Raw genomic sequence first — 20,290 nt, forward strand, 5'->3', positions numbered from 1 at the left:
GCGATGAGCGAGAAGATCATCGCCAGGGTGGTGGACCGCGCGCAGGCCGCGATCGATCCGGCCGAGGGCATTGCTGCGGTGTCCGATCCGGGATTCGGTGGCATCGATGTGTTCATCGGCAAGGTGCGCGACGTCAACGTTGGGCGCGCGGTGACCGGCATTACCTACGATCTGTTCGAGCCGTTGGTGCTGAATGAGTTCAAGCGCCTGGCCGCCGAGGTGGAGGCCACCTTCGGCCCGAAGTTGAAGTTGTATGTGGCCCATGCCCAGGGCCGGCTTGGCATCGGTGATGTGGCGGTGGTGGTGGCCGCAGGCAGCCCACACCGCGATGAGGCGTTTCGCGCCTGCCGGCAGCTGATCGAGGCGGTGAAGCACCAGTGCCCGATCTGGAAGCAGGAGCATTACGTGGACGGCGACAGCGCGTGGAGCGAGGGTTGCAGCCTGTGCCACGCGGACGACGGGCCGGCGCATGCGCACAGCCACAGCCACAGCCCCTGACGCCAGTAGATCCATGCCATGCGTGGATGGGGCCCTGCCGTGAGCGGGACCATCGACGGCATCGTGCTGGCCGGTGGCCTGTCCACCCGCATGGGGCGCGACAAGGCGCTGCTGCCATGGCAGGGGCGCGCCCTGCTGGAACACATGCAGACCCTGCTGCTGCAGGCCGGCGCACGACGGGTCTGGATCAGTGGCAACTACCCGGCTTTCGGTGGCGTACCGGACAGCGTCGCGCGTTGCGGTCCACTGGGCGGGCTTTACAGCGTGGCGATGCAGATGCCGGATGGGCCCGCCTGGGTGGTGCCGGTGGATACGCCGCTGTTGTGCGCGGCGCTGCTGCAACGACTACGCGTGGAAACCAGCACATCCTGCACGGTGTTTGCCGATGAACCGTTGCCGATGCGGTTGCAGATCGATGATCATTGCCGACGCGTGCTGCAGGAACTGATTCAAGATCCCACTGCGCGCCGTTCACTGCGCGCGCTGCAGGAGCACCTGGGCGTGACCCGGCTGCCCCTTGCGGCGGAGGATCGCGCCCTGCTGCTCAACTGCAATACCCCGTCGGAGTGGGAGTCCATCGCACCATGAAAGTCCAGCTGCAACAGCAATCGATGCGCCTGCGCGTGGATGAACAGGATCTGGCACGATTGCTGGCCGGCGAGTCGCTGGAGAACCTGACCCGCTTCGGCGGCAGTGGTGGCTGGGGTGTGGCGCTGTCGCTGCATGCCGGGGAGCAGGCGGTGCTGCTCGACGGTGGCACGTTCTGCCGGCTGGTGTTGCCGCGTGCAGAGGTCGAGGCGTTGGCGCAGCGATTGCCCTGCCGCGACGGCCTGGGCTTCAGCATCGCGCTGGATGACGAAAGCCTGCTGCAACTGCAGTTCGACGTGGACGTGCGCGACAGCGTGCGCCAGCGTGGTCCGCATCGGCGACCAGAGCCCACGCCGGAGTAGGTGCGCGCTGCACAGGGGGCGGTGCGGCGCTGTCGTATGATGGTGTCCTTCGTTCCTGCGTTGCTGCAATGCCTCTCAAGCCACCTGCTCCTTCCTTGCCCCGAGCGGCCACGCCGAACCCGGCGGCGGCCGATGATGGCGACGCACTGCATTTCTGCAGCACCTGCGCGTTTTCCGATGCCTGCATGTCGCAGGGCTACGACAAGACCGCGCTGGGTGAGCTGCATGTGCTGGTGGACCACGTGGGGCCGTTCCAGGCCGGTGACTACCTGTTCCGTGCCGGCGATCCGTTCGACTCGATCGCGGCAGTGCGTGCGGGCATGGTCAAGACCTTCGTCGACGACAGCCATGGCAACGAGCAGGTGCTGGGTTTCAGCCTGCCCGGCGAGGTGATCGGGCTCAATGCCATCCATGGCGCGCGTTTCCCCTGCAACGCGGTGGCGCTGGATACGGTGTATCTGTGCAGGATCTCGTTTCCCAGGCTGAGCCTGCTGGCCACGCGCATGCCGGGACTGCAGGCACGGCTGTTCAGCCTGCTCAGTGCCGAAATCGGCAAGGTCGCCACGCTGGCCGCCAACCACCGCACCGAGGAACGCATGGCGGCGTTCCTGCTGGATCTTTCCCAGCGCTACGCGCGGCGTGGCTTCTCGGCCACCCGCTTCAACCTGAGCATGGCCCGGACCGAGATTGCCAACTACCTTCGGATGGCGCCGGAAACCGTGAGCCGGGTGTTGCGCAGGCTGAGCGATGAAGGTGTGATTGCCGTCAACCAACGTGAGATGCTGTTGCTGCAACCCGAACGGCTGGCGGCGTTGGCCGTGGCCAGGGAATCCGATCCGGACTGACGAGACAGCCAAGGGGCCGACCATGAAGCGCGCGGGACTGTTGTTGCTGGGAATGCTGGCTGCGATGCCCGCGTGGGCGGCCGAGCTGACGGTGTCGGCGGCATCGAGCCTGACCGAGAGCTTCCGTGAGCTGGGCACGGCCTATGAGAAGGCGCACCCGGGCACCAAGGTGGATTTCAACTTCGCCGCCTCCGGGGTGCTGCTGCAGCAGATCAGCCGCGGTGCGCCGGTAGATGTGTTCGCCTCGGCCGATGAGACCACGATGGACCAGGCGCAGCAGCAGGACCTGCTGGCCGCCGGCACCCGCGAGGTGTTTGCGGTGAATGCACTTTGGGTGGTGGTGCCGCCACAGGCGAAAGCGGCGCCGCGCACGTTGAAGGACCTGGCCGGTACCGGCGTGCAACGCGTCGCACTGGGCAACCCGGACAGCGTACCGGTCGGCCGCTATGCCAAGGGTGCACTGGAAGCGGCTGGGCTGTGGCCGGCAGTGCAGGGCAAGGCCATCACCACGCAGAACGTGCGCCAGTCGCTGGACTATGTGGCACGCGGTGAGGTCGACGCCGGCTTCGTCTACGCCACCGATGCGCAGGCGATGCCCGACCGTGTGCGCCGCGCCTTCGCGGTGCCGGTGGCCGGGCGTATCGCCTATCCGCTGGCGGTGATCAAGGCCAGCGCGCAGCCGGCGGAGGCGAAACGCTTCGCCGCTTTCGTGCGCTCGGCACCGGGCCAGGCAATCCTGGCCCGGCATGGGTTCGGCAAGCCCTGAGGCATGGATCTGGACTGGAGTGCGCTGGGGTTGTCGCTGAAGGTGGCCGGATGGGCCACCGCGATCAATCTGGTGCTGGGCGTGGCGCTGGGCGCGTTGCTGGCCCGCCGTCGCTTCCCCGGGCGCGAGCTGCTGGATTCGCTGCTGACCCTGCCGATGGTGCTGCCACCGACGGTGCTGGGGTACTACCTGCTGGTGCTGATCGGGCGCAACGGCCCGATCGGTGCGTGGCTGCAGTCGTGGTTCGGCATCAATCTGGTATTTACCTGGCAGGCGGCGGTGATTGCCGCCGCCGTCGCGTCATTGCCGCTGGTATTCAAGCCGGCGCGGGCGGCCTTCGAAGAAGTGGACGGGCAACTGGAGCAGGCGGCGCGCACGCTGGGGGTTTCCGAGGCGGCGGTGTTCTTCCGCATCACCTTGCCGCTGGCCTGGCGCGGCATCCTTGCTGGATTGCTGCTGGCCTTCGCACGTGCGATGGGCGAATTCGGCGCCACGCTGATGGTGGCCGGCAGCATTCCCGGCCGCACACAGACGCTGTCGATTGCGATCTATGAGGCGGTGCAGGCCGGTCAGGATGGCCGGGCCAATGCGCTGGTGATCCTGACTTCCGTGGTCTGCATCGTGATCCTGCTGCTGGCTGCGCGGCTGGTGGGCGGACGCCGCCGGGAGCTGCGCGATGTGGCTTGATCTGCGGGTGCAGCGTCGACTGCGGGCTGCGGGCCAGGAGTTCGTGCTGGACGTGGCGTTGGAGTGCACGCAGCGGCAGGTGGTGCTGTGCGGCCCCTCTGGTGCCGGCAAGAGCCTGACCCTGAAGGCGGTGGCGGGATTGCTGCGGCCTGACCAGGGGCATGTACACCTGCAGGGCCACGCCCTGTTCGATGCGGCCCGTGGTGTCGATCTGCCGCCGCAGCGCCGGCGGCTGGGCTATGTGTTCCAGGATTACGCGCTGTTCCCGCATCTGAGCGTGCGCCAGAACGTGGCGTTCGGGCTGCGGAAGGGCGTGTTGAATCCGCGCCCCGCGCAGCGGTTCGATGCCGCGGAGCAATGGTTGCGGGCGTTCCGCATCGACGGTGTGGGCGATCTGTTGCCCTCGCAGGTATCTGGCGGCCAGCGCCAGCGCACGGCCCTGGCTCGGGCGTTGGTGACGCAGCCACAGGCGCTGCTGCTGGATGAGCCGTTCGCTGCGCTGGACCATGACCTGCGCGACCACCTGCGCCAGGAACTGGCCGCCGTGCTGGACAAGACGGGCATTCCGTTGCTGCTGATCAGCCACGACCCGCAGGACGTGGCGATGTTCGGCCAGCAGGTGGCGCGAGTGGTGGACGGTCGCATCGTCGGCGGCTGAGCGGTGGCGGGGAGTGCCGGCCGCTGGCCGGCAACCGGGAAATCGTGGACAGCCGGCCAGCGGCCGGCTCTACCCCATGGACACGTCAATACAGCTCGCAATGGATGCGGCCTTCATTGCGCAGCTCATCCCACCGTCCTTCATCACCGATGGCATTGATGGCGTCGCGTACCGCGCTTTCCAGATGGCGCTTGTTGCCGCACAGGTACAGATGCCCACCTCGGGCGAGCACGTCGCGCACCTCGCCAGCGCGCTGCTGCAGCACATGCTGCACATAGACCTTCTCGGCACCATCGCGCGAGAACGCGGTATGCAGGCCGGCTAGCACACCGCCTGCCTGCCAGTCCTGCAGCTGCTCGCGGTACAGGAAGTCGTGCGCGCGATGCTTCTCGCCGAACACCAGATGCACCTCGTGTTGGCCGGCATTGGCTTGCACTTCCTGTATCAGGCCCATCAGCGGTGCAATGCCGGTGCCGGTACCGACCAGCAACAACGGCGCTTCATCCGTATCAGGAAGATGGAAGTCGGGATTGGAACGGCAGTACACGCGGGCATGCGTGCCGCCATGCAGCAGGCTGCCGGTGGCGGTGCCGCAGCGTTCGCGACCGCGCAGGGTGTAGCGCACCTCGCGCACGCACAGGCTGAGCTGGCCGTCGCGCGGGTGCGAGGCGATCGAATAGGCACGTGGCAGGCACGGCGACAGCAGCTCGCGCAGGCGTGCCAGCGGCAGGCTGTCCGGGGTGGCGTGGTCGTGCAGCACATCCAGCAGGTCCAGGCCGTGCAGGTAGGCCTCCAGCTCGCGCTTCTGGCTGACCTTCAACAGGCCCTTCAGCTCCTCGCTGCCACCGAGCTTGGCTACTTCGCGCAGCACACCCTTGCCCAGCAGGCGCAGTTCGCGGTCGTGCAGCGTGGCCACGGCGCTGGCATCACCGTACCAGTCCGCCAGCCCCTGCAGCAGCGCAGGGTCGTTCTCCGGCACCACATGCAGGGTGTCACCTGCGCGGTAGGCGATGCCGCTGCCGGCGATATCCAGTTGCAGATGCCAGGCGCCAGGGTCACTGCTGTTCAAACGGCGGCGTTCAAGCACGCGCGCGGCAAAGGCGTTGTCTTCAGCATAGGCGGTGACCTGCAGGCGCAGGTCACGACCAGCGCCCAGGTCGCCCTGCAGCACCTGGCCCAGCACCGGCTGCCATTGCTGGAAGAACTGCTCGTAGCCGCGGTCGGCGTCCACGCGGCGCAGCAGTGGTTGCGCCTGGCGCTCACTCAGTGCGTTGTCCAGCGCCTTGGTGAAGCCGCAGAAGCGGGGGTAGCCGGTGTCACCCAGACCGAACACGGCGTAGCGCAGCCCGTTCAGGGTCGGCGTCTGCCGCAGGGCTTCGAAGAACTGTTCGCCATTGGCCGGCGGTTCGCCGTCACCGAACGAACTGGAGATCGCCAGCAGTACATCGCCCTGGCCGAGGCTGGCCACATCGATGTCGTTGAACGCAAGCACCTGCGGCTGATGGGGTTGCAGGCCCGCGCCGAGGCGCTGGGCCAGGGCGCGGGCATTGCCCGACTCGGAGGCGAAGCCCACCAGCAGGCGGCTGATGGGCGAGTGTGCTGGCAGGGCGTTCACGCTGCCTCGTAGAAGTCGTCGAACTTGTCCTTGCTGAACTCGACCAGGTCGTAGTTCTGCATCAGGTCGTTCACTACACGGCGGATGCTGATGTAGGAGGCGATGTTGCCCTCGGTGTCGAACAGCGGCTGCACGGTGGTATCGACCACGTAGAGCACGCCGCCCTTGCCGAGGTTGGGGACGATGCCGGTCCAGATCTTGCCGGCCTTGATGGTGTCCCACATGTCCTTGTAGACCGCCTTGGGCACATCCGGGTGGCGCACGATGCTGTGCGGCTGGCCGATCAGCTCCTCGCGGGCGAAGCCGGTGAGCGTGCAGAACAGGTCGTTGGCATAGGTGATGTTGCCTTGCAGGTCGGTGGTGGAGATCACCATGACGTTCTGCAGGGCATTCAGCAGCTGGGCGTTGTCGGGGGTGTAGCTCATCGCAGGGTCCTTGTGGAGGCCGGAAACGCCGGCGTGTTCGGGTCCTGCATAGAGATACGCCCGCACGGCGGCGGGCGTTTTGATATTGGTCAAGCGGGTGGCGCGATGGGCTGCGACGCGGTGTCGCAGGGCAGATTCGATCTGTAGGGCCGAGCCCATGCTCGGCTGCGGTTCGCGAAAGCCGAGCATGGGCTCGGCGCTACAGGTGGGGTGAGCGTTTCAGCCCATCAGGTAGCGCAGCACACCCGCCGAGACCACGCCGATCAGCACGGTCGGCAGCATCGACAGGCGGGTGGCGGCCAGCAGGGTGATCGCCAGCGCGGCCAGGTCGGCCGGCTTGTCGGCGACGAAGTCCGGGGCGATCACCGAGATCAGCACGCAGCCTGGCGCGGCTTCCATCACGGTGACCGCGCGCTTGCTCAGCGTGCGGTTGCGCAGCGCGAGGAAGCCGACGATGCGGGTGAGGTAGGTGGCGGCGGCCATCAGTACGATGGTCAGCACCGAGGTCCAGTGGATCAGTCCGTTGAAGATCATGCCGCGTCCTCCGCCAGCAGCCAGGCAGCGGCCAGGCCGGCCAGTGCACCGCTGGCCACGTACCACGCGCCCGGGATCAGCAGGTAGGTGGCAGCGGCCACCACCAGGCTCACCAGCCACGGCCGCGCCGCTTTCATGCCCTGCCACATGCCGCGCAGCAGCACCAGGAACACGGCGGGGAAGGCCATGTCGAAGCCATAGGCGTGGATATCGCCCAGCATCGGGCCGATGATCGCGCCCAGCGCGGTGCAGGCCACCCACACCGTGTACAGGCCGGCCGAGACGCCCAGGTAGTAGGCCAGGCTGAAACCCAGGGCGCGGCGGCGTGCGTCGGCCACGCCCAGCGCCCAGCTCTCGTCGCACATGAAGAACAATGCCGGCAGCACGCGGCGGCGCGGCAGGTGCTGCAGCAACGGGGCCAGGCTGGCCCCCATCAACAGATGGCGGCTGTTGACCAGCGCGGTGATCGCCACGATCAGCGCGATGTGCGGCGGCGAGGTCCACAGTTCAACGGCGGCGAATTCCGAGCCGCCGGCGAAGTTGAGGCCGGTCATCAGCGGCACTTCCAGTGCGCTCAGGCCTTTCTGGGCGGCCTGGGCGCCGAGCACCAGGGCGAAGGGAATGAAGCCGATCATCACCGGCACGGCGGCGCGCAGGCCGCGCAGGAATTCGGCGCGCGGGGCGGTATCGCAGGCGGCATCCGGCAGGGGGAGGGTGGTACGGGCGTCCATGAAGCAGCAACGAAGTGGGGATGGCCCATGCTAGCGGTCCGTTCGCGAAATCGGGTTGCGTTGCTGCCATTACTTTGAGGAATATTGGCATTCCATGCGGCCCATCCGGCCACGAGTGAAATGCCATGCACTACCAGCTCGACAATCTGGATCGCCGCATCCTCGATGCCCTGCAGCGCGACGGCCGCCTGCAGAACCTGGAACTGGCCCGCCAGGTGGGGCTTTCGCCCTCGGCCTGCCTGCGCCGGGTGCGGCTGCTGGAGGAGGGCGGTTATATCGACCGTTATGTGGCGTTGTTGAACGAGGCCAAGGTGGGCCGTGGCTTCACCGTGTTCGTGCGGGTGTGGTTGCGCGGGCAGGACGAGGACACCACCAACCACTTCATCAACAGCATCAAGTCTTTCCCGGAAGTGCTTGAATGTCATCTAATGGCTGGTGACTGCGACTTCCTGTTGCGGGTGGCGGTGGCCGACCTCGACGCCTACCGCCAGTTCCAGATGCAGCACCTGAATCGGATCGCCGGGGTGCAGAACACCAAGACCGAGATCCCGATGCAGCGGATCAAGCAGACCACCCAGCTGCCGCTCTGAGGGGGCGCCTGGCAGGGGTGCACCGCCCCCCCCCCGCCTTCGACGGTTCCCCGCGATCTGATCCCAGGCGCGGACGCAGGCCTGTTCGATTCGTTGAGATGCGTGACTGGCTCCGGGGAGCCTGGCCTGATCGTTGGCCGCCGGCGGCAGTCATCGCAATGACATGTGCCCCCGGTACGGTGTGTCCCGCTTGCAGCTGCTGTCGCTGCCGAGGGTCATGTGTTCTACGTCAGGGGGCTGAATGGACACCGTGCGATCAGAACGTGGAGGCTGGCCATCGCCGGATGGCTGCTGCTGGCCTCTGCCGCTGCGGTCGCGCAGGACGCGGTTCACGCCTACGACATGCCCGCGCAGCCGCTGGAACAGGCCATCGAGCGCTTCAGCGTCATCAGCGGGTGGTCGGTGATGTACCCGGGCGATCTTGCCGCAGGCCGCAGCAGCCATGCGTTGCGCGCCAGCCTGGCGCCGCTGCCCGCGCTGCTGGCCCTGCTGCAGGATTCGGGCATCGAGGCCGAGGTGATCGGTGAGCAGCGCGTGGTGCTGCGACGGGGTTCGCAGCCGATGGCCGACGCAGTTTTCGACGGCGGGCTTGGCGAGGCCGAGCGCCGGCGCCGTTACGGCGGCCTGCAGCAGCGCTTGCGTGAAGCGTTCTGTGATGACCCCTGGATCTCCCCTGGCCCCTACGCTGCGACGCTGCGCTTCGGTGTCGACAGCAAAGGCCGGGTGCAGGCGCCCGAACTGGTGTCCGGCAGTGGCAGTTCCCGCCGTGACGCGCGGCTGCTGCAGGCGCTGCAGGGCCTGGTGGTGGCGGCCGATGCCGCCGCGCTGCCGCAGCCGGTGACGCTGCAGATCCGTCCTTCCGGCACCGACCACGACTGTGGCCGGCGCTTGCCCCTTCCATGATTTCAAGGATTCGAACATGAGCAACGGTACGGCTGGGGCAGTTGACCTGATGGATCACCTTCTGGGGGCCTACGACGAGCTGAAGCGCCGGCTGGTGCGCAAGCTGGGTTCGGAGGAGCTGGCCGGCGACGCGCTGCAGGACACCTGGATGCGCCTGAGCGCGCGCCGTGATCGTCTGGACGCGGTACAGAACCCGGCGGCGTACCTGCTGCGCATGGCGATGAACACCGTGATCGACCGCCAGCGCGCCGACCACCGCCTGCTGAGCCTGGAAGAGGTGGACACGCTGATGGACATGGCCGACCCGGCGCCGGGCCCGGCGCAGGCGGCCGAGCTGGACTTCGCGCTGGAGGACATGGTCGGCCTGCTGCAGCGCATGCCCGAGCGCCGCCGCCGCATCCTGCTGGCGATCCGCGTCGATGGCCTGCAGCAGCGCGATGTGGCCGACCACCTGGGCGTGTCGCTGCGGCTGGTGCAGCGCGAGCTGAAGGCGGCCCAGGATTACCTGGCCGAGCGCAATGGGCAGGGGCGCCAGGTGCGGTTCTGAGCGACGGCAACCGTCTACACTTTGACGCCGAGCAGAACCCCGCAGCGTGCGGGTCCGGCATGAGCCCCCATGGACGCTGACGATCGCCCGCAACGCCCGCTGGATGCCGTCGAGCGTCAGGCCCACGCGTGGGTGGTGCGGTTGACCTCGGGTGAAGCGACCGCTGCCGATGGACGCAGGTTCCGCGCGTGGTGCGAGGCCGACCCGCGTCATCGCGAGGCGTTCGGCCGCGCGCGCCGCCAATGGGATCAGGTGCGACTGGCCGGGGAGCAGCTGCCGGCGGCCGCGCGCCAGCCGGTGGCTCCCACCCAGGTGCAGCGTTGGAGCCGCCGCGCGTTCCTCGGTGCGGCCATCTCCGCACCGGCCAGTCTGGTGGTGGTGGCGGCGATCCGCCCACCGTTGGGACTGTGGCCGTCGGTGACGGCGATGACCGCCGATTTCCACACCGGCACCGGTGAACGGCTGCAGTTCGCGCCCTCGCCGAAGCTGAAGATCGACCTGGATACGCAGAGCAGCCTGCGCCGTCGCGCTGACGCACAAGGTGAAGGCTTCGAACTGGTGCAGGGACAGGCCGCGATTGAGACCCGGGCTGGCCTGCACCTGGCCTTGTTCGCCGGGCCGGGGTGCGTGATCGTCGATGACGGCCCGGTGCGGCTGGACGTGCGCAACACCAACGCCCAGGTGCGGGTGACCTGCCTGCAGGGTACGGTCCGCATCGAACACCCGCAGGGCCGCCTGCAACTGCAGGCCGGTCAGCAGACCCGGTATGACGAGCGCCTCAGCGGGGTTGTGGCTGAAGCGGTGGCGTCCGAAGCCAGTGCCTGGACCGAAGGCATGCTGGTGTTCCGCCGCGCACCGCTGCGCGAGGTGGTCGACGAGATCAACCGCTATCGACGTGGCAAGGTGCTGCTGGGCGGGTCGGCGCTGGCGCGTGCCCCGGTCAGCGGCCGCTTCCGCATTGATGATCCGGAGGCGGCGCTGGAGCAGCTGCGGCTGACGATGTCGCTGGATCTGCGTCGCTTTCCAGGTGGCATTGCCGTCCTTGGTTAGGTGAAGACGCTGGCCGTGCGCGCCGCGGACGGTTGTTGCAAGCAAGGGAGGCCAAGGATGCGCAACGAGACCATCGGTGTGCTGGATCTGCGCCGCAATCTGTCGGCGTTGCTGGAAACCACGCAACGACGGCCATTGATGGTGCATCGCTACGGCTCGCCATGGGTGTGCGTAGTGTCCGACGCGCTGTGGCAGCAACAGGCGGTACTGCTGGACTTCGATCCCCAGTCGCATCCGTTGGGGATGCTGCTGCGCCTTCAGCAACAGGCCTTGCCGCTGGCTGAAGGCGGTGTGCTGCCGCCCGCAGCGCTTGCCCGCGCACTGCTGCTGGCAGGCATGCACGGCGTCGACACACTGGCGCAGCTGCACGAGCAGGTGCTGCACCATCGGCTGTGGCACTGGTTCGTGGCCGGCTCCCGTGGCGTGATGGACCGATGGCAGCTGCCAGCGCTGCGCGTTGCAATGGCGGCGTGCTGCGACGACGCAGGCATGACCGATGCGCTGGCCGCGTTCGCCGCCCGCAGTGATGTGGCGATGCTGGCGCGCCGCTGCGGTGGCGATGCGCCACGGCTGGAGCGCGAAGCCTGCAGGCGGATGACGTTGCGGTGACAGTACCGATGAATCGCCACCCAACGCACACCGCTGCGATTGCGCTGTCGCTTCACCTGCCTTGCTGACGTCTTCTCCAGAGTACGGCGCATCCGCGTCGCGGAGCACAGGCGACGCCGATGGCAGACAGTCGCAGGATCAGCATGCTGGAACTGGATCGCCACCTGAGCCAGTCACTGGAGCAGGCGCGGCACGCGCCCTTGAATGTGCAGCGTTACGGCCACCCGTGGGTCTGGGTGCTATCCAGTGACGCCTGGGCCGATGCCGCACGCTGGGCCACACTGGACAGCAGTTCGCACCCGCTGATGGCGCTGCGCAGTGCCCTCGATCTGCAGCTGCACCCTTGGCCCGACGCGGCCATGAGCGCTCTGCCACTTGAGGCAGGCAACCCGCGCACGCTGCAGCGAGCTGCACTGCTGGTGATGCTTCAGGGCCTGGACAGCGCGCAGCGCGTGTACGACGACCTGCGCTACCACCAGGCTTACCGGCAGTTCATCGGTCTCGACCACGGCACGGCCTGGTCGCCGATGCAGTGTGTGCGTCTGCTGCACGCCTGCACGCAGCCACTGCTGCGCGACTGCATCGACAGCGCGCTGGCCGCCGTTTCACCGCATCTGCTGGAGGCGGTGTGCCCCCAGCGTGCGCGTGGCACGCCAGCGCAGGCACCTGCGCAGCGAATTGCAGGCGGATGTTTATCGTACTGACACATGCACCGCTGACCATGGTGCAGCGGTCTCTTCCAGGATGACGAGGGCGGAACAATGGCAAGGCAGTTGGGTGGCCGCAGGGCGCGGCAGCAGGGTTTCAGTCTGATCGAGATCATGGTGGTGGTGGTGATCATCGGCATTCTGGCCGCGTTGATTGTGCCGCGCCTGATGGATCGCCCCGATCAGGCGCGCATGGTGGCAGCGCGTCAGGACATTGCCGCCCTGATGCAGGCGTTGAAACTGTACAAGCTGGACAATGGGCGCTACCCCAGTGCCGAACAGGGCCTGCAGGCGCTGGTGAAGCCACCGCAGGGCAGTGGCGCGGTGTCGGCCACGCCGTACCTCGACCGGCTGCCGAATGACCCCTGGGGGCATCCGTACCAGTACCAGGTTCCCGGCAGCCACGGCGATATCGACGTCTTTTCGCTGGGCGCGGACGGCAAGCCCGGCGGCGACGCCGGAAACGCGGACATCGGCTCCTGGCAGCTGTGAGGCGGGTCGATGTCACCCCGGAAGCGTTCGGTTCGGTTTGCCCATCAGCGCGGCATGGCGGTGATCGTGGCGATGCTGGTGGTGGCGCTGGTGGCGGTGATTGCCACCGCCCTGCTGACCCGCCAGGCCGCCCAGCTGCGCGCGCTGCGTGGCGACCAGCTGCGCGCGCAGGTGCGCATGGCGGTGGATGCCACATTGGAGCGCGCCGCGCAGCAGCTGCGTGAGGATGTGCGCGAGCAGCTGACCACGGTCCGCAGTGGCCGGTGGGCGCGCCCGTTGCAGTTGCAGGCGCCGTTGCCGGTGCAGCTGCAGCTGGTCGACGCGCAGTCGCTGTTCAACCTGCGCAACCTGCTCGCGCACGGCCAGACCGATGCCGACGCGCGCCGTGCGTTCGTGGCGCTGTGCAGCAGCCAGGGGCTGGGGCAGGGAGCGTGCGGCAGCGCTGCCGACTACATCCAGGCGCGCCTGCGTGATGGTGATATGCAGGCCCAGGCGCCGTTGCCACGTGAGTCGCTGATCGAACAGGCGCTGGCCGGTTCCGACCCGACGGTCGTGCAGGCGCTGTCGCGGCGCACGGTGGTACTGCCGGCGCAAACGCTGATCAACGCCAATACCAGTGACATCAGCGTGCTGCAGGCCGTTGCGCCCGGCGTCGAGCGCGGGCGGCTGCAGGCCTTGCTGGGCGACCGCGATGGTGGCCATTGGCTGCTCAACCGTGGCGACATCGCCAACCGACTGCAACTGAGCGACGAACAGATGGCGATGCTTCCCCTGGGTATCCATAGTGAATGGTTTCTTGCGGTCGGCCAGGTGCAGGCCGACGGCAGTGCGGTCGAGTTCCGCGCGCTGATCTGGCGCGAGTACCGGGATGACGGGGTGCGCGTGCAGCGGGTGTGGACGAGGATCGGTGCATGAACGCTCAGCTACGGGTACGCCTGCCGGTGCTGGAACAGCTGCGTGGCGACAGTCCGGTGGCGTGGGCGTTGATGCGCAAAGGCGAGGTGCTGGCGCATGGCTGTGACGCCCTGGCGGTGCTGGGCCAGCGGCACCCGCGGGGCGAGGTGCTGGCCTGCCTCGATGCGCACGATCTGATCCTGCTGGAGCTGGCGCTGCCGCCGCTGTCCGGGCGCCGGCTGCAAGCGGCGCTGCACGGCGAAGTGGAAGCGATGCTGCTCGATGACCTGCAGGACGTGGCGCTGGCGCATGGCAGCCAGGCCGTCGATGGCACGGTGCCGGTGGCTTGGCTTGGCCAGCAGGCAGTCATGCAGGCCCAGCAGGTGCTGGCCGCCAGCGGATTGCAGCTGCGTGCGTTGTATCCCACGCCGTTGCTGCTGCCGTGGGCGCCGGGTCAGGCCACGTTGCAGGCCTGTGGTGAACACCTGCTGGTGCGCAGCGGGCGCGAGCGCGGCTTCGTGCAGTGGTGTGGCGGACGTGACGCGGCGGCGGTGATGCAGGCGCTGGCCGCGCGCCTTCAGCAGACCGGTGCACACACGGTGCAATGGATCGGCAGCGTGCCATCGGCATGGCCGACGACGCTGCCGGCAACGGCGGTCGGGCAGCCACAGCAGGCGTGTGGACCGTTGCCCGGCTGGTCTCTGCCTTTGCCCGGCGACGCTCGGCAGTCGCCGCGGCTGGCGATCGGGTTGGCGCTGGCGGCGATGCTGCTGGCAGCGCTTGGCCTGCAGTTGCAGGTGTCGCGCTGGCGCAGCGAAGGAGAGGCGCTGCAGCAGGACATGGCACGGCAGCTCAGTGCGCACTTCCCGGAGATCACCGAGGTGGTGGACCCGGTGCTGCAGGCGCGGCGGGCGTTGGCGGTGCCGCTGCCGGCAGTGCCATTGCCGCCGGTGCAGCGCCAGGCGGCCAGCACCTTGCAGGCGATCCCGGCGCTGGCCGGGCGGGTGCGTGGCCTGCACTACCAACCCGGGCAGTTGGAACTGGAACTGGATGCCGATGCGCAGGCCGTGGCCGACGACGCTCAGCGGCTGGAGCAGTGGCAACAGGCGACGCAGGCGCAGGGCCTGCAGCTGGCGCGTGAGCGCAGTGGACGCCTGCGCGTGAGCGGAGGCGGGCAGTGACCACTCGTGCTGCGCGCTTCGGTGATTGGCTGGCCGGCCTGTCGCAGCGCTGGCAGCGCCTGCCACCGCGCGAGCGCCTGATGCTGGGGGTGATGGTGGTGGCGCTGCTGGCCGCAGGGCTCTGGTCGTTCTGGCTGGAGCCGCTGCTGAAGCAGCGCAGCCACTGGCAGGCCGAGCTGCCGCGCTTGCAGGCACAGGCCCGTGCATTGGCTCCGTTGCTGCGAGCCCGCGAGCGCCAGCAACAGGCACAGGGCCAGCGCCCGACGCTGGCGGGGCTGCGCAATGGCATCAAGGTGGCCGGTCTTGCCGACGGCCTGCACATCGAAGCGCGTGAAGGGCGCTGGCACCTGCAGGTGCAGGCCGTGCCCGCCGACGCGCTGTGGAACTGGCTGCTGCCGCTGCTGGCCGACCCGGCCATCGAGCTTCAGCAGCTGCAACTGACACGCACAGGGGATGCGAACATGCCGGCGGCACGGATTTCCGGAAACATCGTGATGGCGCTCGCTACCGGTGGCCATCCATGAGGGCGATGCGCAGCCTTGCCTGGAGCACTACCTTGGCGCTGATCGTGGGCATGGCCCACGCGCCGGCGTCGGCATGGGCGCAGGACGCCCACGATGAGCCTGTGCAGTTGAACCTGGTCGATACCGATATTGGAGGCGTGCTGCGCATGGCGGCCCGTTTCACTGGCCGCCAGTTCCTGGTCGATCCACGCGTGACCGGCAAGATGACCGTGGTTTCCGACGGCCCGGTCAGCCGTACCCAGGCCTACCGGCTGCTGCTGGGGGCGCTGCGCATGCGTGGTTTTGCCGTGGTCGAGAACGGCGGCGTCAGCCGGGTGGTGCCGCAGGCCGACGCCAAGCTGCTGGGCGGACGCGTGGGCGGCGGCGCGGGCGGTGAGATCGTCACACGCACCTTCGCGCTGCGCTACGAGAATGCTGGCGCGCTGGTGGCGGTGCTGCGACCGATGATCAGCCCGGACAATCCGATCACCGCCAATCCGGGCAACAACACGCTGGTGATCACCGACTATGCGGACAACCTTGAGCGCATCGCGCGGGTGATCGCCAGCGTCGATACCCCGGCCGGCATGGACACCGACGTGGTCAAGCTGCAGCAGGGCATCGCGGTGGATGTGGCGGCGATGGTCGCGCCGCTGCTGGATGCGCAGGGGGCCGAAACCAATCAGAAGGTGGTGGTGATGGCCGATCCGCGCAGCAACAGCGTGCTGCTCCGTTCCAGCAGCCCTGGCCGCACCCGCCTGGCCCGGCAGTTGGTGGAGAAGCTGGATCGCGCGCAGGACGAGTCGGGCAACCTGCACGTGGTCTATCTGCGCAACGCCCAGGCCAACCAGCTGGCTGGCGTGCTGCGTGGGGTGGTGGCCGGGCAGAGTGATGCGCCGGCGATGGGCAGCACCGAAGGCGTCACGCCGCTGCCCGGCGACGCCGGCCGCACCCCGCCGGTACAGCCGACGCAGCCACAGCAGGCAAAGAGCGGGGGAAATGCGCTGGAATCACAGCGGCTGGATCCCAACCGGCGTGATCCGATCGATGCCGGAAGCACCGGTTTCAGCCAGAACGGCATCTCGGTGCAGGCCGATGTGGCCACCAACACGCTGCTGATCTCGGCGCCGGAACCGGTGTACCGCAATCTGCGCCGGGTGATCGACCAGCTCGACCAGCGCCGCGCGCAGGTGCTGGTGGAAAGCCTGATCGTGGAGGTCAACCAGACCGACGCGGCCGAACTGGGCGTGCAGTGGATGCTGGGCAATGGGCGCGCCTTCGGCGGTACCCACTTCGGTGGCGCCACCGGTGGCAGCGGCTTGAACACCGCCGCGCGCACCACCCTGGACGTGCTGCCCAAGGATGGCCTGAAGATCGGCGTGATCGACGGCACCGTCAACCTGCCCGGGGTCGGCCAGATCCTCAACATGAAGGCCCTGGCCAATGCGCTGCAGAGCAAGGGCGGCGCCAACATCCTGTCCACTCCCAACCTGATGACGCTGGACAACGAGGCAGCCAGCATCATGGTGGGGCAGACCGTGCCGTTCGTCAGCGGCCGCTACGTGACCGATGGCGGCGGCGGCAGCAACAATCCGTTCCAGACCATCGTGCGCGAGGACGTGGGCCTGAAGCTGCGCGTGCGCCCGCAGATCTCCGAAGGCGGCACGGTGAAGCTGGACATCTACCAGGAAGTCAGCAGCATCGATGCGCAGAGCGCGAACAGTACGGCCGGCATCATCACCAACAAGCGCGCACTGGACACCAGCGTGCTGTTGGACGACGGCCAGATCATGGTGCTCGGTGGCCTGCTGGAAGACAGCGTCAGCCATGGCCGCGATGCGGTGCCGGGCCTGGGGAAGATCCCGGTGTTGGGGGCGCTGTTCCGCAGTGACACCCGCAAGCGTGCCAAGACCAATCTGATGGTGTTCCTGCGCCCGCACGTGGTGCGCGACCCGGCCGCCGGGCAGCGCTTGACCCGCGACCGCTACGACTACATGCGCAACGCACAGGCGGGTGCGCAGCCGATACAGAGCTGGGCGTTGCCGGCATTGTCGGCGCCACAGCTGCCGCCGCAGGATCTGTCCGTGCTCGGCCAGGGCAACGCGCGCGATGGCCAGGGCCAGCCGCTGCAGAACACCAGCCTGGCCGCGCTGTATCCGGCCGGCGACGGCGATGCGCAATTGGTGCAGTTTGCGCAGGGACTGGACCCGGCACGCGCGAGCCAAGGCGTGGCGCAGGTGCGGGCGCTGGGATTGCAGGCCTATGCCGAGGCCACGCCGGGTGAAACGGGCCAGCGCCTGCGGGTGCGCCTGCCGCGTGATCCGGCGAGGTTGGACCCGGCGTTGCAGCAGTTGCGCGGGCTGGGCTACACCCCGGAACTGGTGATCGGGCCGTGAGCGCGCCCGCGCCACTGCCGTACGCCTGGGTGCGCAGCCATGGCGTGATGCTGGCCGAAGCGGGGGGCGAGGCCGTGCTGCTGGGCACGGCCGACACCGCCGCGTGGGCGGTGGCCGAGCTGCGTCGCCGCCACGGACCGCTGCCATTCCAGGCGCTGGACACGGCCACATGGCAGCAGCGGTTGGGCGAGCAGTACCGTGACGGTGGCGATGCCGCAGCGGTGGTCGGTGCCGCCGAAAGTGAAGTGGATCTGGACCGGTTGATGCAGGACATGCCGGAGGTGACCGATCTGCTGGATGCGCAGGACGACGCGCCGGTGATCCGCATGATCAACGCGCTGCTGGCACAGGCTGCGCGCGACGGCGCCAGCGACCTGCACATCGAACCGTTCGAGACCCATTCGGTGGTGCGTTACCGCGTCGACGGCACGCTGCGCGACATGGTGCAGCCGCGCCGCGCCTTGCATGCAGCGCTGGTGTCGCGCATCAAGATCATGGCCCACCTGGACATTGCCGAGAAGCGACTGCCGCAGGACGGGCGCATCGCGATCCGGCTCGGCGGCCGGCCGCTGGACATCCGTGTCTCCACCGTGCCGACCGGGCACGGCGAGCGCGCCGTGCTGCGCCTGCTGGAGAAGGACGCAGGCCGCCTGCAATTGCAGCGCCTGGGCATGGCCGACGATACGTTGGCCACATTCACCGGGTTGATCCGGCAACCGCACGGCATCGTGCTGGTCACCGGGCCGACCGGCAGCGGCAAGACCACCTCGCTGTACGCCGCGCTGGGCCAGCTGGACAGCAGCACCAGCAACATCCTCACCGTAGAAGACCCGGTGGAGTACGACTTCGCCGGTATCGGCCAGATCCAGGTCAATGCGCGTATCGGCATGAGCTTCGGCGCCGCGCTGCGCGCAATCCTGCGCCAGGACCCGGACACCATCATGATCGGCGAGATCCGTGACCTGGAAACCGCGCAGATTGCGGTGCAGTCATCGCTGACCGGCCATGGCGTGCTGGCGTCGCTGCACACCAACGATGCAATCTCGGCGGTAACCCGTCTGGCCGACATGGGGGTGGAGCCGTTCCTGCTGGCCTCTTCATTGCGCGGCGTGCTGGCGCAGCGGCTGGTGCGGCGGCTGTGCGTGCAGTGCCGGCGTGCCGAGGTGGATGACGAGGGCCGCACGGTGTGGCGTGCGGTGGGCTGTCCGGCGTGTGCCAACAGTGGCTATCGCGGCCGCACCGGCATCCACGAACTGTTCGTGGTGGATGAGCGTGTGCGTGCGTTGATCCATGAAGGGCAGGGCGAGCCCGCGCTGCGCGAGGCGGCGCGGCGTGCCGGCATGCGCAATCTGCGCGAGGACGGCCAGCGCTGGGTTGACAGCGGGGTGACCACGCTGGAAGAAATCCTGCGCGTCACCGGCGACGGCTGAGGCGGCCATGGCACTGTTCGACTATCAGGCGGCCAACGCACAGGGGCGCATCGAGAAGGGGCAACTGGATGCCGACAGCCCGCGCGGCGCTCGCCAGCTGCTGCGCGGGCGTGGACTGACGCCGGTACAGGTGAGCGCGGCACGCGGTGCCGGTGCCGGCTGGGGCGCGCGACGGCTGTCTGCCAGCGAGCTGGCCTGGGCCACGCGTCAGCTGGCCAGCCTGCTGGCGGCGAGCCTGCCCCTGGAAGCGGCGTTGAGCGTGGTGATCGAACAGGCCGAACGCCCGCATGTTTCCCAGGCGCTCACCGCTGTGCGCGCCGACGTGCGTGCAGGTCAGCGTTTGACGGTAGCACTGGCGGCGCGCCCACGCGACTTCCCACCGATCTATCGGGCACTGGTGGGTGCGGGCGAAGACTCCGGCGACCTCGCGCGCGTGATGGAGCGCCTGGCTGACTACATCGAAGAGCGCAACGCGCTGCAGGCCAAGGTGCTGACCGCGTTCATCTACCCGGCGGCGATCAGCCTGGTGTCGGTGGCCATCGTCATCTTCCTGCTCAGCTACGTGGTGCCACAGGTTGTGACCGCGTTCGTGCAGGCGCGGCAGACGCTGCCGATGCTGACCCAGGTGATGCTGGCGGCCAGCGCATTCGTACGCAGCTGGGGCGTGTGGATGGGGTTGGGCCTTGCCGCGTTGGTGGTGGCGTGGCGGCTGGCGCTGCGCCGGCCCGAGCTGCGCCTGCGCTGGGATGCGCTGCTGCTGAGGGTGCCGATGATCGGGCGCTTCGTGCTGGGCGTGAACAGTGCGCGCTTTGCCTCGACGCTGGCGATCCTGCTCGATGCCGGTGTGCCGCTGCTGCGTGCGCTGGAGGCGGCACGGCAGACACTTGGCAATGCATTGCTGGCGCGCTGCGCCGATGACGTGTCCACGCGGGTGCGCGAAGGCGCGGCACTGGGCGCGGCGTTGAAGGTGCAGAAGGTGTATCCGCCGATCCTGGTGCATCTGGTGGCCAGCGGCGAGAAGACCGGCGCGCTGGCATCGCTGCTGGATCGCGCCGCACAGACCATCTCGCGCGAGATCGAACGCCGTGCGATGGCACTGACCGCGTTGCTGGAGCCGACCATGATTCTGGTGATGGGCGGCGTGGTGCTGACCATCGTGCTGGCGGTGCTGATGCCGATCATGGAAATGAACCAGCTGGTGCAATGATGCGCAGATGGCGTCAAAGGCCTGCGCTTCGCGCGCGAGTCGACCAACAGTCGGCTCTACACAGTCGACGCG

General features: G+C 68.3%; 24 protein-coding genes. 20 read left to right on the forward strand and 4 right to left on the reverse strand.

Going from position 1 to position 20,290, the window contains the following annotated elements:
• Positions 1-3: 3 nt before the first annotated feature.
• The 7 genes from AC5YGJ_RS03355 (at position 4) to AC5YGJ_RS03385 (ending at position 4,404) form a co-directional block, all read left to right on the forward strand.
• Entirely contained in the window at positions 4-498 is a 495-nt protein-coding gene (locus AC5YGJ_RS03355) for a molybdenum cofactor biosynthesis protein MoaE (RefSeq protein ID WP_496185708.1), read from the forward strand.
• 39 nt (positions 499-537) lie between these two features.
• On the forward strand, positions 538-1,086 hold the full coding sequence (gene mobA / locus AC5YGJ_RS03360) for a molybdenum cofactor guanylyltransferase (RefSeq protein WP_496185709.1): 549 nt from the start codon (positions 538-540) through the stop codon (positions 1,084-1,086).
• The gene (locus AC5YGJ_RS03365) at positions 1,083-1,448 is read left to right on the forward strand and encodes a hypothetical protein (RefSeq protein WP_496185710.1); all 366 of its coding nucleotides are present in this window, start codon (positions 1,083-1,085) and stop codon (positions 1,446-1,448) included. Before mobA ends, AC5YGJ_RS03365 begins: the two co-directional genes overlap by 4 nt.
• A 68-nt stretch (positions 1,449-1,516) precedes the next feature.
• Positions 1,517-2,293, forward strand: coding sequence for a helix-turn-helix domain-containing protein (locus AC5YGJ_RS03370; RefSeq protein ID WP_496185711.1), 777 nt, complete (start codon positions 1,517-1,519; stop codon positions 2,291-2,293).
• Between the two features lie 22 nt (positions 2,294-2,315).
• The gene (modA, locus tag AC5YGJ_RS03375; RefSeq protein WP_496185712.1) at positions 2,316-3,059 is read left to right on the forward strand and encodes a molybdate ABC transporter substrate-binding protein; all 744 of its coding nucleotides are present in this window, start codon (positions 2,316-2,318) and stop codon (positions 3,057-3,059) included.
• A gap of 3 nt (positions 3,060-3,062) precedes the next feature.
• Positions 3,063-3,746: a molybdate ABC transporter permease subunit gene (gene modB / locus AC5YGJ_RS03380; protein ID WP_049455117.1), complete on the forward strand. Its 684-nt coding sequence runs from the start codon at positions 3,063-3,065 to the stop codon at positions 3,744-3,746.
• Positions 3,736-4,404 (forward strand): sulfate/molybdate ABC transporter ATP-binding protein, encoded by a 669-nt coding sequence (locus AC5YGJ_RS03385; protein WP_496185713.1) that lies wholly within the window; start codon positions 3,736-3,738, stop codon positions 4,402-4,404. Before modB ends, AC5YGJ_RS03385 begins: the two co-directional genes overlap by 11 nt.
• A gap of 85 nt (positions 4,405-4,489) precedes the next feature.
• Here the strand turns inward: AC5YGJ_RS03385 and AC5YGJ_RS03390 are convergent, their stop codons facing one another.
• From AC5YGJ_RS03390 to AC5YGJ_RS03405, 4 genes are all read right to left on the reverse strand, one after another.
• Positions 4,490-6,019, reverse strand: coding sequence for a diflavin oxidoreductase (locus tag AC5YGJ_RS03390; protein ID WP_496185714.1), 1,530 nt, complete (start codon positions 6,017-6,019; stop codon positions 4,490-4,492).
• Positions 6,016-6,444 (reverse strand): PAS domain-containing protein, encoded by a 429-nt coding sequence (locus AC5YGJ_RS03395; RefSeq protein ID WP_309341076.1) that lies wholly within the window; start codon positions 6,442-6,444, stop codon positions 6,016-6,018. The genes AC5YGJ_RS03390 and AC5YGJ_RS03395 overlap by 4 nt, the downstream gene beginning before the upstream one ends.
• A 219-nt stretch (positions 6,445-6,663) precedes the next feature.
• Positions 6,664-6,978, reverse strand: coding sequence for an AzlD family protein (locus AC5YGJ_RS03400; protein WP_005409898.1), 315 nt, complete (start codon positions 6,976-6,978; stop codon positions 6,664-6,666).
• Entirely contained in the window at positions 6,975-7,709 is a 735-nt protein-coding gene (locus AC5YGJ_RS03405; protein ID WP_249843836.1) for an AzlC family ABC transporter permease, read from the reverse strand. Before AC5YGJ_RS03405 ends, AC5YGJ_RS03400 begins: the two co-directional genes overlap by 4 nt.
• A gap of 125 nt (positions 7,710-7,834) precedes the next feature.
• On the opposite strand from AC5YGJ_RS03405, the gene AC5YGJ_RS03410 reads away from it, so the two are divergent.
• The 13 genes from AC5YGJ_RS03410 (at position 7,835) to gspF (ending at position 20,218) form a co-directional block, all read left to right on the forward strand.
• Positions 7,835-8,299 carry an Lrp/AsnC family transcriptional regulator gene (locus AC5YGJ_RS03410; RefSeq protein WP_107230735.1) on the forward strand — a complete coding sequence of 155 codons (465 nt, stop codon included), beginning with the start codon at positions 7,835-7,837 and terminating at the stop codon, positions 8,297-8,299.
• Between the two features lie 219 nt (positions 8,300-8,518).
• Entirely contained in the window at positions 8,519-9,202 is a 684-nt protein-coding gene (locus tag AC5YGJ_RS03415) for a TonB-dependent receptor (RefSeq protein ID WP_496185715.1), read from the forward strand.
• Positions 9,203-9,218: 16 nt separating this feature from the next.
• The gene (locus AC5YGJ_RS03420; RefSeq protein ID WP_107230733.1) at positions 9,219-9,749 is read left to right on the forward strand and encodes an RNA polymerase sigma factor; all 531 of its coding nucleotides are present in this window, start codon (positions 9,219-9,221) and stop codon (positions 9,747-9,749) included.
• 69 nt (positions 9,750-9,818) lie between these two features.
• A complete protein-coding gene (locus tag AC5YGJ_RS03425; protein ID WP_496185716.1) occupies positions 9,819-10,799 on the forward strand; it encodes a FecR family protein in 981 nt (326 codons plus the stop codon).
• Positions 10,800-10,856: 57 nt separating this feature from the next.
• Positions 10,857-11,408, forward strand: coding sequence for a hypothetical protein (locus AC5YGJ_RS03430; RefSeq protein ID WP_249843840.1), 552 nt, complete (start codon positions 10,857-10,859; stop codon positions 11,406-11,408).
• Positions 11,409-11,527: 119 nt separating this feature from the next.
• The gene (locus AC5YGJ_RS03435) at positions 11,528-12,112 is read left to right on the forward strand and encodes a hypothetical protein (protein WP_496185717.1); all 585 of its coding nucleotides are present in this window, start codon (positions 11,528-11,530) and stop codon (positions 12,110-12,112) included.
• A 57-nt stretch (positions 12,113-12,169) separates the two neighbouring features.
• On the forward strand, positions 12,170-12,607 hold the full coding sequence (gspG, locus tag AC5YGJ_RS03440; protein ID WP_249843842.1) for a type II secretion system major pseudopilin GspG: 438 nt from the start codon (positions 12,170-12,172) through the stop codon (positions 12,605-12,607).
• Positions 12,608-12,616: 9 nt separating this feature from the next.
• Positions 12,617-13,522, forward strand: a complete 906-nt coding sequence (gspK, locus tag AC5YGJ_RS03445; protein WP_496185718.1) for a type II secretion system minor pseudopilin GspK — start codon at positions 12,617-12,619, stop codon at positions 13,520-13,522.
• The gene (gspL, locus tag AC5YGJ_RS03450; protein ID WP_496185719.1) at positions 13,519-14,682 is read left to right on the forward strand and encodes a type II secretion system protein GspL; all 1,164 of its coding nucleotides are present in this window, start codon (positions 13,519-13,521) and stop codon (positions 14,680-14,682) included. The genes gspK and gspL overlap by 4 nt, the downstream gene beginning before the upstream one ends.
• Positions 14,679-15,206 (forward strand): type II secretion system protein M, encoded by a 528-nt coding sequence (locus AC5YGJ_RS03455; protein ID WP_496185720.1) that lies wholly within the window; start codon positions 14,679-14,681, stop codon positions 15,204-15,206. The genes gspL and AC5YGJ_RS03455 overlap by 4 nt, the downstream gene beginning before the upstream one ends.
• Positions 15,203-17,581, forward strand: a complete 2,379-nt coding sequence (gene gspD, locus AC5YGJ_RS03460; RefSeq protein WP_496185721.1) for a type II secretion system secretin GspD — start codon at positions 15,203-15,205, stop codon at positions 17,579-17,581. Before AC5YGJ_RS03455 ends, gspD begins: the two co-directional genes overlap by 4 nt.
• A complete protein-coding gene (gene gspE / locus AC5YGJ_RS03465; protein WP_496185722.1) occupies positions 17,578-19,011 on the forward strand; it encodes a type II secretion system ATPase GspE in 1,434 nt (477 codons plus the stop codon). Before gspD ends, gspE begins: the two co-directional genes overlap by 4 nt.
• A gap of 7 nt (positions 19,012-19,018) precedes the next feature.
• Complete coding sequence (gene gspF, locus AC5YGJ_RS03470) at positions 19,019-20,218, forward strand: type II secretion system inner membrane protein GspF (protein ID WP_496185723.1); 1,200 nt, start codon at positions 19,019-19,021, stop codon at positions 20,216-20,218.
• Positions 20,219-20,290: the final 72 nt, after the last annotated feature.

It is taken from the genome of Stenotrophomonas sp. CS3K5, from assembly GCF_059515225.1.

Excerpts from the sequence above, each read along its gene's own strand:
- AC5YGJ_RS03355 (WP_496185708.1), top strand. The coding sequence starts at position 4 with ATGAGCGAGAAGATCATCGCCAGGGTGGTGGACCGCGCGCAGGCCGCG.
- AC5YGJ_RS03365 (WP_496185710.1), top strand. The coding sequence starts at position 1,083 with ATGAAAGTCCAGCTGCAACAGCAATCGATGCGCCTGCGCGTGGATGAA.
- AC5YGJ_RS03370 (WP_496185711.1), top strand. The coding sequence starts at position 1,517 with ATGCCTCTCAAGCCACCTGCTCCTTCCTTGCCCCGAGCGGCCACGCCG.
- modA (WP_496185712.1), top strand. The coding sequence starts at position 2,316 with ATGAAGCGCGCGGGACTGTTGTTGCTGGGAATGCTGGCTGCGATGCCC.
- modB (WP_049455117.1), top strand. The coding sequence starts at position 3,063 with ATGGATCTGGACTGGAGTGCGCTGGGGTTGTCGCTGAAGGTGGCCGGA.
- AC5YGJ_RS03385 (WP_496185713.1), top strand. The coding sequence starts at position 3,736 with ATGTGGCTTGATCTGCGGGTGCAGCGTCGACTGCGGGCTGCGGGCCAG.
- AC5YGJ_RS03395 (WP_309341076.1), bottom strand. The coding sequence starts at position 6,444 with ATGAGCTACACCCCCGACAACGCCCAGCTGCTGAATGCCCTGCAGAAC.
- AC5YGJ_RS03400 (WP_005409898.1), bottom strand. The coding sequence starts at position 6,978 with ATGATCTTCAACGGACTGATCCACTGGACCTCGGTGCTGACCATCGTA.
- AC5YGJ_RS03405 (WP_249843836.1), bottom strand. The coding sequence starts at position 7,709 with ATGGACGCCCGTACCACCCTCCCCCTGCCGGATGCCGCCTGCGATACC.
- AC5YGJ_RS03410 (WP_107230735.1), top strand. The coding sequence starts at position 7,835 with ATGCACTACCAGCTCGACAATCTGGATCGCCGCATCCTCGATGCCCTG.
- AC5YGJ_RS03420 (WP_107230733.1), top strand. The coding sequence starts at position 9,219 with ATGAGCAACGGTACGGCTGGGGCAGTTGACCTGATGGATCACCTTCTG.
- AC5YGJ_RS03425 (WP_496185716.1), top strand. The coding sequence starts at position 9,819 with ATGGACGCTGACGATCGCCCGCAACGCCCGCTGGATGCCGTCGAGCGT.
- AC5YGJ_RS03430 (WP_249843840.1), top strand. The coding sequence starts at position 10,857 with ATGCGCAACGAGACCATCGGTGTGCTGGATCTGCGCCGCAATCTGTCG.
- AC5YGJ_RS03435 (WP_496185717.1), top strand. The coding sequence starts at position 11,528 with ATGGCAGACAGTCGCAGGATCAGCATGCTGGAACTGGATCGCCACCTG.
- gspG (WP_249843842.1), top strand. The coding sequence starts at position 12,170 with ATGGCAAGGCAGTTGGGTGGCCGCAGGGCGCGGCAGCAGGGTTTCAGT.
- gspK (WP_496185718.1), top strand. The coding sequence starts at position 12,617 with ATGTCACCCCGGAAGCGTTCGGTTCGGTTTGCCCATCAGCGCGGCATG.
- gspL (WP_496185719.1), top strand. The coding sequence starts at position 13,519 with ATGAACGCTCAGCTACGGGTACGCCTGCCGGTGCTGGAACAGCTGCGT.
- gspD (WP_496185721.1), top strand. The coding sequence starts at position 15,203 with ATGAGGGCGATGCGCAGCCTTGCCTGGAGCACTACCTTGGCGCTGATC.
- gspF (WP_496185723.1), top strand. The coding sequence starts at position 19,019 with ATGGCACTGTTCGACTATCAGGCGGCCAACGCACAGGGGCGCATCGAG.